The organism is Synergistaceae bacterium (genome assembly GCA_017540085.1).
GTDB lineage: Bacteria > Synergistota > Synergistia > Synergistales > Aminobacteriaceae > JAFUXM01.
Genome location: JAFYBQ010000040.1, coordinates 1 through 12,096 on the forward strand (window position 1 = coordinate 1; position 12,096 = coordinate 12,096).

A 12,096-nucleotide genomic window follows, 5' to 3' on the forward strand; every position below is an offset into this window, starting at 1 on the left:
CCCCCAGTTCGAATCTGGGTGCCGCCTCCATAAATCCATTCTCACAGAAAATTTCCCATTGACGCAAAAATTACAGGCTACCTTTCTTCCTGTTGCACTGTCTGCACAACATCTGGCAGTTTTCCGGCGTTGTGTGTCCTCCCCGGCTCCACGGGGTAATGTGATCTGCTTCCATCTGCTCAATGCCGAAATGTTTTCCGCAGAATTTGCAGAGTCCCTTCTGCCGTTCGTATACCTGACGTTTTATCTTTTCGCTGAATGGCCGAATGTTTAAGTGTCTTTCATGGCCGTCAATGAGATACTCATAGATTCCCGCCGGGCGCGTTATGTCGTCATCGTCAAAAAGTTCAAGCACCCTCGCTTCAAGTTCGTGTGCGTCAAAAATTTTGTCGTGAAAATTATTGTAGTAATATCCCCAGTTTAGGCCACGCATTTCTTTGTGGTAAACAGGAAAAAGACTCTGTACCCAGTTTATGACGTTCTGAAAGTATAGCCATAATCTTTCCGCGCCGGAGTCCTGCTGATGATTCGACATGCAATGACAGATAATATCATCGTCGCTTTTGCCCGCTATGTGTTCGGACTCAGCGTACCATTTCAGGACGGTCTCTAAATATTCCTGTCGTATCGGGTCTCCTGAAAGATATTTTCCGGCGAAAATCTGCGCAGGTGAATTGCGCTTGCTGAAGCGGCGTTTTGCGTCCGTAATCCATGCGCCCGGATATATAGCGTTGCGGAGTTCCTGAGGCGTTAATTGTTCCCCGGCAATGTTCACGATCTTGAACCAGTCGCGCTTCTCGCTGTCAGTCCCTTCACAGAAATATATCATTAGGGGATAAGAGAAAATTTTTTCCTGCTCGTCATTCGCAAGGCTCGTGAAATTGAAATTGTTGACGGAAAAAACGCCCTTAATGTATTGGCATATGCTTATAGTTCTCTGCTGGCCGTCGAGCATCTCATACTTTCCGCCGTCATTCACAATCCAGTACATAACATTCAGGGGGAAATCACTAAGGATTGAGCGTATTACGTCATCGCGCTGTTTGTCGCTGTAAATAAATTCGCGCTGGAATGGAGGACGGATATTCAGCCTGCCATTGTAGGCCCAGACTCCGCCCTCTTCCGACTCGGTGTAGCCCTCGGATATTTCGCGCACGGTGATTTCATGCAGTGTGATTTTCATATTCAGACATTCCCAAGCTCTTTTTCAGCTCATCACCCGTTATGAATATATGACAGTCCGGGTCATTCTTTATTTCGCCGATCATCTCTAAGTCAAACTCGTCCGGCTCCTCTTCGGGAATCAATGCCCATCTCGCAGCCTCGTCAAAATTACTGCTGATGAAATCCCACAGCCTTGACGCTTCCTCATCGCTCATTACACGCGAGGCCGTTATGTTTCTCCGCTGAAGTTCGCCTAATTTCGGTTTAGGGTGATAGTCAAGCACATTCATTTTCTTTCTCCTCCCTTGTATACCTCTCCGCGAGGCTTTATGCGGTATATGAGAATCACGTTGCCTAAGTCATCAAATATGACTCTGTATATTCCGACACGCAACCGCCATCCCGGCTGCCCTTCCATTTTCTTTATGTCGCCTTTTCCTTCGGGGATTTTTTCTATTGCGCTTATTATACGTTCTCTTGTCTGCGCGTTCTGCTTCATCAGAAATTTCTGCGCCTGCTTCGAGTACTCTATAACTTTCATGACGCTTTTTTTCTTTCACGCCTGGCCGCTGCTATTTCGGCTTCTATTTCCTCGTCTGACATATAGCCCCTCTGCCTCGCAATTTCGCGCATACTCTCGAATGCTTCCATCGCCCTCGCACGGATTATCGCCTCTATTATGCGTTCAGGATTGTCGCCTGAAATATCGAGCATAAGCAGAACGGGTTTTCCGTCATCCGTAAAAACTGCGCCGCCTCCGCTGTACTTCTCCATCAAGCCGCGAGCCGCTACAGAAATTTCTTCACGCGGTATATATTCGTATGTTGTGTTCATTTGGGACTCTCCTTTCACGCCTCATTATAGCCTGTTATATGAAGTCCGCTATCTTTCGGATAAAGAGTCTTCTGTAAATATTCCTGCCGTTAATTTTCGCGTTTCGTGATGTGCCTTCTATGTGGCATGGCGGGACTCCTTCAGCAAAATTTGTACCTGACATTCCGAGAATCTCAAACTGTTTCGGGTTGTACTTGTCGAGAAAAGTTATCGGGACTCCCATTATGCCGTCATAGTCATACGGAATTTCAACGGTCTTGCTGACTTCTATTGCATCGTAATTGTCATAGTGTGGAAATTTTGACGGGTCTTTATGGTAGCTCATCACAAGAATCATTGTCTCGTTGTGGCGGTTGTGTTCGAGATTCGTGAACCATCGAACGCCCTTCACGCGAATGAATCGCCTGCCCTCATCATCGACCCCGCACCCGGCTGCCTCAAGCGGATATGATTCAGGGACGTGAAATTTCCTGTCGCCGCTGTGAATCGTAACGCCCATCCACATTTTATTCTGCATGATTAGCGGGAAAACTTCTTTATACGTTACTGCGTTGATATTTCCGAGAACGATAAATTTCTTGCCGTACTTCGTGAGGAGGAAAATATATTCGCGCAGGAGCGAGTGAGGCGGATTAGTCGCTACTATGTCGGCTTCCTGCAGGAGCTTCACGCATTCGGGACTCCGAAAATCCCCGTCCCCGTCAAGAACCCGGAGTCCTCCGCCTACACCGTGCTGCAAGATATATTCAGCGTCAAGAAGATCCGTGCGTCCGTCGCCGTTGTAGTCCTTCATGCACTCAATCACCGCGCAATAGGGCTTGCGACTCGGGGCGGGAGTCTCATCGTCAAAAAGCGATAACTGTCTCTGCGCTATCGGGCTTCCTGCGTAACATGTCGCGATTAATTTCTTGAGACCGATTGTGTTGAAGAACAGCGCGAAATACTTGAAGAACTCACTTTCATACGGATCATCGCAATTACACAGTACAGTTTTTCCCCTGAAATGTTCCCGGTAATACCGCATTTCGTTTTCGATGTCGCTACGTGAAGTGTAAAATTCATCCTGCCTTGCGCGAGCCGCTTCCTGCAATGCAAAATTTTTCGACACTGTAACAAATCCTCCTTGTTGGGAATGTATAATGATAACAAAATTCCAGGAGGTAATAAAAATGTCAGCAAAAAAAATTCTTGTGCTGATTCTGGTTATGGCTGTGTGTGCTCCGGCAATGGCCAGCAATGTTGAAGTATGGCAGGATCCGAACGTGAATTTTTCCGGGCTGAAGAAAATTTTTGTCATGCCTCCGTCTTTTACGCTCAGAGCCGGGAATCAGCTTATGCCTCAGAAACAATTGAGGGCGGATTTCTTTTCGTGGACTCTTGAGGGGATAAAGGCGGCTTTCGGTAAGAGGAGTGCGCTTCAGGTGAAGTATGTCGACTCGGTCGTGGAGGATATGAAGTTCATTCACGGGGACAAGGTTTCGCCGACAAGTGCGGAGTTCTTCAAGTGGGCAGGGGAGATCGGCTACACGGCGTATATTGTCGCTGACATAACGCAGGAATTTGTTACGGAACATATCCCAGAAACTACGAGGACTTACACCGTGTACCGCGAAATACAGAGGCGCGATTCCCGCGGGCGCGTCATTGAGACGATAACAATCCCGGAAGAGAAGACAGAAATTATCCCGGCGCATGATGTTACGTACCTGCATACCGTCAGCAGGCCGAGACTCTACAGCACGAAAGACCCGAACGGCGACTATATCGGGGCGGTGAACTATGACATTTACCGGGAATATCAGGGCGGGCCGGTGATGAAGGTTGTCGAGAATATCACAATAGCTTCAACAAAGAATCTTTTCGCGGGGAAAAAGTAATCCGTTTACGTAGCTGAAATATTATCCCGGCATGAATTGTGCATCACGGTAATTTTCGCTATGATTTTATCATCAATTCTGCGTAATTTCGCAATCCTTTTACGGAGGTATTCAGCCATGAAGAAATACTCTCTATTGTTTTTCCTCGCGCTAGTGTTATGGGCAGTCCCGGCGGACGCTTTTCATCACTGCTCTACACGTTCTCTTCCGGCGACATCCTCGCGGCCAACGCCCTGCAGGTCGCGACATATGGACTCGGACGCATTGACTTTGTGAGCGGTGAGCCAGTCCCGACAGTCATAATTTCAGGCGACAAACGGCAGCACGCCTTGGGCGAGTTCACACGGAACGGAAGACGATACATCTATGACTTGAAGGTCAACAAGGCCAACGAGAATATCAAGTACTATGATGTATATGACGCTTCAGCCGGCCCGAATTACCCGCTCGCGACAGATCAAATAGTCAGCGTAACCCCGAACCCGAAAGCCTCAGCTGACTTAGCCCTCACGCCTGACACAGCCGGAATCGCTTACGCCATTGACGGCACGACCCTTTCACGCTATGACCTCATGAACTGGAGCGGGACTGTTACGGCGACTCTTGACAGCGGATATGACGTTTACAGCCTTGTGTGACTCACGAACAACGAGAATTTTGTCTACGTGTGGGAGTCAAAGCGTACGGCAATAAGCTCGGACGGCTCATATACTCCCGTAAGCAGTGATGTAGCTGTTTATGACCGTGCGACTCTCAGAAAACTGGCGACATTCAGCTTCCCACGCACAGGGCTTGACGCTACAAAGAAGACCGCTGACGATGAGCCGTACAAGCAGGAAGTCGGGCGCGGACTCGTTGACATAAGCAACACAGCAACGGATAAATCTGTCGTGCTTGTCGTGTATGACAGTGTTTCATCAGACGCGGCGAAAATCATCCGCATAGATGAGGCGGCTTCCCCGGTGTCATATGAAGTTATCGTAACAAGCTCCGACCTGAACCTCCCCATGCCTAAAGGCAGGGGGTTCTTGAGAAGTTTGATTTTAAGTTTCCACCTGCAAAAACAGGCATCCTTATTCTCAAGGGCGTGGCCAGTCCGCCCCTACTGTATAGTCCCAAAGGGACACAACATTACTTTGCTTTACTTCATTACACCTTTTCTCCTAGAACCCGTCATAGTTCACCCAGTCCGGAGATTTATATCTCTAAGTGCTACGCTGCGGCGAGAGGGAAGTGTTCCCCCGTATTGCATTTGATAGTGTTGCTACATTTTTGTTAAAGCGGAACGACTAACCGCAAAAATATTATACTATATTGCGGCTTATATCCCCATAGCTAAAGCTAGGGGTATTACGCCGTTTTTTGATAAAGGGCTGGAATGTTGACACAGAGTCGCCGATTCCTGACGAGGCAGGCGGATTCTATTTCGGGTGCTACTCAGGAGACGCGAACGCAGAGCCGACATCAGCAAGCAAAGAAAGCACCGTATACCACTGGAACAGCACAAAGAAATTATCACAGATCAGCGTGAAGAACGCGCAGACTACAGCGGATATTGTCATCAAATCCGGAGATCACAAGGGAAGCATTGTAGCGTTTTTAGCGTCAAATCCTGTCCATGTTATCAATCAGGAATATGATTACACCCTCACCACATACATATGGAACGGCGTTAGCGGTGTGATTACCACAGTGGGCGAAGGATTCGGCGTTGAGCTGGAAAAACCATTCACGGACGGCCATGACGGAATATATTTCATGATGGAGACTGTATTTGTGTCTGATGACTTTGACTCGCTCTGCCACTGGAACAACGCAAGCGGCTACAAGATTTTGCAGTCTTCACCGATGGAGCTTGAAGTTGAAGCCCCTCCCTCTGACGGCAATAACGGCTTCTATTATGTTACGTCAAGCATTTACAACACACCCGCGAGACAGAGAGCGCAGAGCGTTGATGTTGGCATGTTAGGCGTAAACATGAGGCTGTATCACTGCATTGACTGGAACACGTCGCCTGACCTCGTGTGTAATCTGGGATCGTTTGACGTTCCTGCGTCCGCATACGCCAACACGAGCGGGGATTACATGCTTGTGCGCGAGAATGTACAGAGCGAGCACGGATTCCTTGAGGACTTAGAGCACAATATTCTTTTTGTCGGAGCAGGGCCTATAGGCGGAAATATGACCCTAAAGGCGTTCACGTGGAATGCGTCAACAAAAACGCGCCTCACGTCCCAGCACCTTATACGGTCATTCAGCGACAAAGAGCTTGGCGGATATACTGATATTGTTACGGCTGTGCTGTTCACTGACCGCGAAATCGGCGGCGTTGGCAGTTCAGGCGGGTGCAATGGCGGAATGTTCGGTGTGATTGGCCTGGCATTGTCGGCGGTGTTCGTCTTCAGGAAGAAATAGCGCGTTCATTCACGGAATATTACGGGGCGGCAGGGAGTGTGTGTTTCCTTGTCGCCTCAATTTTTACTGAAGGGAAAATTCAGACTGCATGAGCTGTGATTTCTATGATGGAACAATAAAACGCATGGCCGATATTACGGAGCAGAGTTTTGCGCGGCAGGAAGCTATATTAGCTGAAATTAAGAGCGAGGCAAGAGACTTCAGCGAGAGAACAGAAAGAAAGCTGAACAGAATCAGGGAAACAGTAAAAGACGTGAAACACAACATGACACGGCAGAAAATAATCATGACAAATAATAATTGTTGCCGTACAAATTATATCCGCAGTTCTCGTCCGCTGTCTGAAGTAAAATCCCTGTGCTATAATCCTCCGCGTAAAAGCACAAACAGCAGATAATTGGCGATGAGGTTCGAATCCTAATGTGCTTTGTCATTCTAAAGGCGCATACAGCAAAACTATTATGCACTGTAAATGCAAAACCATGCGCCTTGTTTCATTTCAGGAGGAAATATTATGCTTGACGAACTCAAACACGAAGCTAATTACACCCTCACGGAAAATCTTGCGCTGACTCACAAATCAACCCTTTCGCACTGTCTTGACCTCTTCAGCACAATCGGAGCATTACGAAATTCACAGCCTCACGAAATCCGCGCCCGCTTCATGAGAGCTTTCGCCGAAAATCCCGACATGGCCGCAAGAATAGCATTCTACGCCCGCGACATTCGCGCAGGACTCGGTGAGCGCAGAGCATTCCGGGTGATTCTTGAGTGGCTCGCGCAAAATTCCCCGTCAACAGTCAGCAAGAATATATCACTCATTCCCGAATACGGACGATTTGATGACCTTCTCGCGCTCATCGGGACTCCCTGCGAATCGTCAGCAATAGACGCAATATCTTCACAGCTCAAAGCCGACATTACCGCCGACTCTCCTTCTCTCCTCGCTAAATGGCTTCCTTCCGTCAACGCCTCATCACCCGAAACGCGCCGCAAAGCCCTGACAGTCGCAAAGGGACTCGGACTCAGCCTCAGAGATTACCGCAGGACGCTCACGGATTTACGCGCAAGACTCCGGCTCATCGAGAACGATTTACGCACAGGGGATTACACGTTCGACTACAGCAAGCAGCCTTCACGCGCAATGCTCAAATATCGTCAGGCATTCATACGCAATGACGGCGAAAGATATTCAGCGTTCCTTGATGATGTTGCGTCAGGGAAAACGGAGCTTCATACCGGGACGCTTGCACCCTATGACGTAATCATGCCCATATTCACGCGGGGAAAAATGGACGATGACGAGCGGAAATCACTCAATACTGCGTGGAATGCCATGGAGGATTTCACGAGGGGGGAAAATTCGCTGGCTGTTGTCGACTGTTCCGGGTCAATGTACGGCGGAAGGACGGTTTACCCGATAGCCGCGGCGGTTTCGCTGGGAATATATTTCGCAGAACATAACACGGGCGAATACCGCAATCACTTCATTACGTTCTCGGCGGCTCCCCGGCTTGTCGAAATAAAAGGCTCGGACATTTTCGAGAAGGTCAATTACTGCGCGACATTCAATCAGGCAGAGAATACTAACCTTCAGGCGGTCTTTGAGCTGATACTGAACACCGCAGTGAAGCACAAAATTCCGCAGGACGAAATGCCGTCATCACTCTACATAATTTCAGACATGGAATTTGACGACTGCACAGACGACTCAAGCATGACGAATTTCGATTACGCGAGGAAGATTTTTGCAGACAATGGCTATACCCTTCCGCAGGTCGTATTCTGGAACGTTGACAGCAGGAACACTCAGCAGCCCGTTACCATGAATGAGCAGGGAGTCGTATTAGTCAGCGGATTGTCGCTGAGAGTCTTTGCGATGATAAAGAGCGGGAATCTTTCACCCTATGATTTTATGCTTGAGGTGTTAAGCTCGGAGCGTTACGCGAAAATCACGGCATAAAGTATAATTCCTCCTGATTCAAAATTTAGTCAGGAGGTTTTTTTGTACATGAGGAAATTTTTTGTAGCTATCCTCTTTATGTCTTTTCTTGTTGTTCCATCGTTAGCTTATGACGCAGTGCCCGGTGATGTGATTGTTGTACTGCGTAACACATCGGGAGTCCGAATCAGTTCGGCAAATTCGGCCATAAGCGTTGAGAATCTTTCAGCCGTACAATCATTCGCACAGTCAGCAAATGTAAACGTCGTGAAAACTTATGACGCACTCTCTGAAGTCAGCAATAACATTTTCATGCTCGTTCACTCTGACAAAAAGAATGAGAATGACCTTCTCCGCGAAATCAGGCAGAACCCGAATGTCATTGCGGCCTCGCTGAACAGAGTCATTCACCTTTGCGCCGACGGAAGAATCCCGAATGACCCGGAATATTACAGGCTCTGGGGAATGGAAGCCATCAACGCGCCGGATGTGTGGAACATGTCAACAGGCTCTGAAGATGTCTATGTTGCTGTGATTGATTCGGGAGTCGATTTTGAGCATGAAGACCTGAAGGACAATTTTTCGCACAAGTACAGCATGAATTTCACGGGAATTAACACCAGCGGATATAATCCCAACAATTACGGAGACGCGAACGATCACGGGACTCACGTCTCAGGAACGATTGCGGCTGTCGGCAACAACGGAGTCGGCGTTGCGGGCGTAAACTGGAAGGCAAAAATTATCTCCCTCAGAGTTTTTGACGCAAGCGGGATGAGTTCAAATGCCGTTACCGTAGCGGCAATAAATCACCTTACCGGCCTTCTCATAAGCAATCCCGGACTTAATGTCGCAGCACTCAATATGTCGCTTGGAGGTTTCTCGCCTTTGTCGCCGTCCGAAGCAGTCGCAGAGAATGACCCCCAATATCTTGCTCTTCAGGCACTAAGCAGCCTAAACAGGACAGTGATTTGTGTCGCGGCAGGAAATGAGAACACAGAAGTCGGCGCGCCTGTCATGAACACAACATACAATTCTGACGGCAGCATTAGAACTCGGAAAGGATGGTACTGTTACCCCTCAGGTTACCCGGACATTGAGAATATGATTGTTGTTGCGGCTTCAGGCTATACGCTTCAGCGGGCTTCATACAGCAATTACAGCAGTCATTATGTACACGTTGCGGCACCGGGAGGAGATATTGACGGCCAAAATCTCAGCCAGCCGATAAACGGATGGATATACAGCACTATACGCGCTCATGATGCGGAAAATTCCACGATATATGAAAGAGAGCTTATTAAGCTGGAAAATTCTAAGCGGACTTCATTTTACGGTGATCTGCTGGGTACTTCTATGGCGACTCCTCATGTCGCAGGGGCTGTGGCTCTCCTCAAATCCATTTTCCCAAGCGCAACAGCAAATCAGATAAAGGCCGCAATTCTCGGAGGCGCGAACGGTGATTATCTCCGCGACAACAACACTTCAATGTACGGGCTTCTTGACATTCGCGGGGCTGCTGACTTCTTAGCCGCGACTCTCGGTGAAAATAATCCCCCGAAAATCTCTGCTCACGAACTTCACAACGCAACCGCAAAACAGTTCTACAAGTTCGAGCTTAAAGCGTCAGGATCAGAGCCAATCACATGGAGCGTTGAAGGAAATCTCCCGGAAGGTCTCAGCCTCGACAAGAACGGATACATTACAGGCGTTACGGAAAAAGAAGGAGTATATGAATTTGTCATCACCGCTGAAAATGATTACGGCCATGACTCAATGATATACACTGTAAGCGTTGACAAAGGAGTCGCGCCCGTCATAAACATGAGCAGCGATATAAATTACTCCATGACAAGCACGGCTTATTCTTTCCCCGTCAACATCAGCGCAGGAAGCTGGCCAATCATCTACAGCATAGAAAGCTCTGACATGCCTTCAAGTTTCGGGCTTTCATTCGACAAAAGGGGCTATGTGAGCTTCACGCCGACTCAGGAAGGAACGTATCACTTGACGCTCAACGCTGAGAATTACGCCGGGGAAGACAGCAAATCTTTCACCGTAACAGTCGAGGCGCAGAAAATCCCGTCAATCGAGTCAAAAGATCTCAGGCCGGGCATAAAGGGTGTGCGTTACGCAGTTTCGAGCGCGGCCGATTATGCATTGAGGTCAATAGAGGAGACTATAACCGCTGAAGGTGCCGTGCCAATGTCATGGAATATAACCGGGCTTCCTGACGGCTTGACATTAGGGAAAACAACCGTATACGACAAAAACGGATATTCGCACAAAGAAACAGTAACGATTGAGGGTCATGCAAAAGAAGCCGGGAGCTTTGATGTTCATGTTACAGTCTCAAACAAATTCGGGACTGCAAGCAGGGATTTCACGATTGAGATTGCGGATCTTCCTCCGTCTTTCCTGCTTTCGAGCGACACCAAAAACATGCAGGCAGGCTATTACAGCACAAGCAGTATTTTTGCTGTAGGAACCTCGCCGATGACTTTCACATTTGAAGGGACTCTGCCAAAAGGAATGGCCGTTAAGAGCAACGATAATTTTGCGTTCTTATACGGCACTCCGACAGAAACAGGGACATTCAGCGCAACTGTTTACGCCTCGAATGACTTGGGAGTAGCAAGCGAAGATGTAACATTCATCGTAAGAGAACCTGCCGTAATCACAACAAACTTTCTTCCCGACGCTGTGAGAGGAGTCGCATATAATGCCCGGCTTGCCTCATTCGGTGATGTTGCTTTGTCGTGGACTTTGAGCAGTGATTTGCCGGCAGGTTTAACACTGTCAGAATCTGGCGACCTCAGCGGCATTCCCACAGTGGCCGGGAAATTCCTCATCACAATAAACGCAAAGGCTCTCGACTCATCAACAAATTCTCACACGAGAAATTACACGCTGACAGTCAGAGACCGCCCGACAATAATCACAGCAAGCCTCCCGGACGGAAGAATGAATACCCCGTATGACATGACCGCGCTTAGTGCTGACGGTACAGCCCCTATAACGTGGAGCGTTTCAGGCGGAAATTTCCCCGCAGGATTAACTCTCGCGGGCAACGGATATATTTTCGGAACGCCGACAAAATCCGGGACATTCGCATTCACACTCAGAGCCGCAAACGGAGTCTTATATGGCGAGAAATCATACACCGTAAATATTGCCTCTGACGGTTCAGACAGCGGAGACATCAAGCCCGACAGCGGAGACATTACACCCGAAAGCAAAGACATCAAGCCCGACAGCGGAGACATCACCCCCGAAAGCAAAGACGTTAAACCCGCAACAATCACGACAGGAAGCGCGAGGGGAATATCATCGCTCACAATCGGAGAGCTTGAAGCAATTGCTGACGGGGGCGGACTTGTCGCGGCGGTTCTCCCGGAAATCAGCGTGAATATTTCGGACTTCTACACGTACAAGAGCGTTGATATTTTTGCGGACGTGAAACTTTCTGATGATGTCCCTGCGGGCTACACTCTCGTATGGCATCCCTTCACGCGGTCAATGACAGGCGCATTCATTGAGGACTCAGCGAATGACTCGGCGGAATTTTACGACTCAGACGGCAATATAATTACGGACGTTCCTGCAAACAGAGTCGTGAACGTCTCGGCGTGGCTAGATTCCGGGAAGACTTATGCCCCGGTAATTTCTGCGGTTAGGCCGGGACAGAGCGGCTACGGAGTCGGCTCCTCATCGGGCGGATGTGATTCGGGAGTCGCTGGGCTTGCGGGACTCATGCTTGCGGCGGTGATATTCTCCGTAAGCAAAAAGAATGACGGCAAAAACTCGTAGCCAAATATCAGCAAAATAGCAGTATAATTCCTCCTGACAGAACAATCCCGCGTC

12 protein-coding genes are annotated in these 12,096 nt (G+C 48.7%); 7 read left to right on the forward strand and 5 right to left on the reverse strand.

The window, feature by feature from the left end:
• Positions 1–70 precede the first annotated feature (70 nt).
• The 5 genes from IKQ95_09995 to IKQ95_10015 are packed head-to-tail and all read right to left on the reverse strand — an operon-like array spanning position 71 to position 3,106.
• Entirely contained in the window at positions 71–1,183 is a 1,113-nt protein-coding gene (locus IKQ95_09995; GenBank protein MBR4197027.1) for a DUF262 domain-containing protein, read from the reverse strand.
• The gene (locus IKQ95_10000; protein ID MBR4197028.1) at positions 1,164–1,454 is read right to left on the reverse strand and encodes a hypothetical protein; all 291 of its coding nucleotides are present in this window, start codon (positions 1,452–1,454) and stop codon (positions 1,164–1,166) included. The genes IKQ95_09995 and IKQ95_10000 overlap by 20 nt, the downstream gene beginning before the upstream one ends.
• Entirely contained in the window at positions 1,451–1,705 is a 255-nt protein-coding gene (locus IKQ95_10005) for a type II toxin-antitoxin system RelE/ParE family toxin (GenBank protein MBR4197029.1), read from the reverse strand. The genes IKQ95_10000 and IKQ95_10005 overlap by 4 nt, the downstream gene beginning before the upstream one ends.
• Positions 1,702–1,998, reverse strand: a complete 297-nt coding sequence (locus IKQ95_10010) for a hypothetical protein (protein MBR4197030.1) — start codon at positions 1,996–1,998, stop codon at positions 1,702–1,704. The genes IKQ95_10005 and IKQ95_10010 overlap by 4 nt, the downstream gene beginning before the upstream one ends.
• 34 nt (positions 1,999–2,032) lie before the next feature.
• Complete coding sequence (locus tag IKQ95_10015; GenBank protein ID MBR4197031.1) at positions 2,033–3,106, reverse strand: adenine-specific methyltransferase EcoRI family protein; 1,074 nt, start codon at positions 3,104–3,106, stop codon at positions 2,033–2,035.
• A gap of 61 nt (positions 3,107–3,167) precedes the next feature.
• Here IKQ95_10015 and IKQ95_10020 point away from each other — a divergent pair, with 61 nt between their 5' ends.
• The 7 genes from IKQ95_10020 to IKQ95_10050 all read left to right on the forward strand — a co-directional run bounded on the left by IKQ95_10020 (position 3,168) and on the right by IKQ95_10050 (position 12,042).
• Complete coding sequence (locus tag IKQ95_10020; GenBank protein ID MBR4197032.1) at positions 3,168–3,875, forward strand: hypothetical protein; 708 nt, start codon at positions 3,168–3,170, stop codon at positions 3,873–3,875.
• Positions 3,876–4,033: 158 nt separating this feature from the next.
• Positions 4,034–4,513, forward strand: coding sequence for a hypothetical protein (locus IKQ95_10025; protein MBR4197033.1), 480 nt, complete (start codon positions 4,034–4,036; stop codon positions 4,511–4,513).
• Positions 4,514–4,540: 27 nt separating this feature from the next.
• Positions 4,541–5,131, forward strand: a complete 591-nt coding sequence (locus IKQ95_10030) for a hypothetical protein (GenBank protein MBR4197034.1) — start codon at positions 4,541–4,543, stop codon at positions 5,129–5,131.
• Positions 5,132–5,237: 106 nt separating this feature from the next.
• Positions 5,238–6,290 carry a hypothetical protein gene (locus IKQ95_10035; protein MBR4197035.1) on the forward strand — a complete coding sequence of 351 codons (1,053 nt, stop codon included), beginning with the start codon at positions 5,238–5,240 and terminating at the stop codon, positions 6,288–6,290.
• 88 nt (positions 6,291–6,378) lie between these two features.
• Positions 6,379–6,687: a hypothetical protein gene (locus IKQ95_10040; protein MBR4197036.1), complete on the forward strand. Its 309-nt coding sequence runs from the start codon at positions 6,379–6,381 to the stop codon at positions 6,685–6,687.
• 117 nt (positions 6,688–6,804) lie between these two features.
• Entirely contained in the window at positions 6,805–8,253 is a 1,449-nt protein-coding gene (locus tag IKQ95_10045) for a DUF2828 family protein (GenBank protein ID MBR4197037.1), read from the forward strand.
• A gap of 48 nt (positions 8,254–8,301) precedes the next feature.
• Positions 8,302–12,042: a S8 family serine peptidase gene (locus tag IKQ95_10050; GenBank protein MBR4197038.1), complete on the forward strand. Its 3,741-nt coding sequence runs from the start codon at positions 8,302–8,304 to the stop codon at positions 12,040–12,042.
• The last annotated feature ends 54 nt before the right edge of the window (positions 12,043–12,096 follow it).

Bases quoted from the DNA above. Each gene is read 5' to 3' on its own strand.
- IKQ95_10000 (MBR4197028.1), bottom strand. From the start codon at position 1,454: ATGAATGTGCTTGACTATCACCCTAAACCGAAATTAGGCGAACTTCAG.
- IKQ95_10040 (MBR4197036.1), top strand. From the start codon at position 6,379: ATGAGCTGTGATTTCTATGATGGAACAATAAAACGCATGGCCGATATT.
- IKQ95_10050 (MBR4197038.1), top strand. From the start codon at position 8,302: ATGAGGAAATTTTTTGTAGCTATCCTCTTTATGTCTTTTCTTGTTGTT.
- IKQ95_10025 (MBR4197033.1), top strand. From the start codon at position 4,034: ATGGGCAGTCCCGGCGGACGCTTTTCATCACTGCTCTACACGTTCTCT.
- IKQ95_10045 (MBR4197037.1), top strand. From the start codon at position 6,805: ATGCTTGACGAACTCAAACACGAAGCTAATTACACCCTCACGGAAAAT.
- IKQ95_09995 (MBR4197027.1), bottom strand. From the start codon at position 1,183: ATGAAAATCACACTGCATGAAATCACCGTGCGCGAAATATCCGAGGGC.
- IKQ95_10010 (MBR4197030.1), bottom strand. From the start codon at position 1,998: ATGAACACAACATACGAATATATACCGCGTGAAGAAATTTCTGTAGCG.
- IKQ95_10020 (MBR4197032.1), top strand. From the start codon at position 3,168: ATGTCAGCAAAAAAAATTCTTGTGCTGATTCTGGTTATGGCTGTGTGT.
- IKQ95_10005 (MBR4197029.1), bottom strand. From the start codon at position 1,705: ATGAAAGTTATAGAGTACTCGAAGCAGGCGCAGAAATTTCTGATGAAG.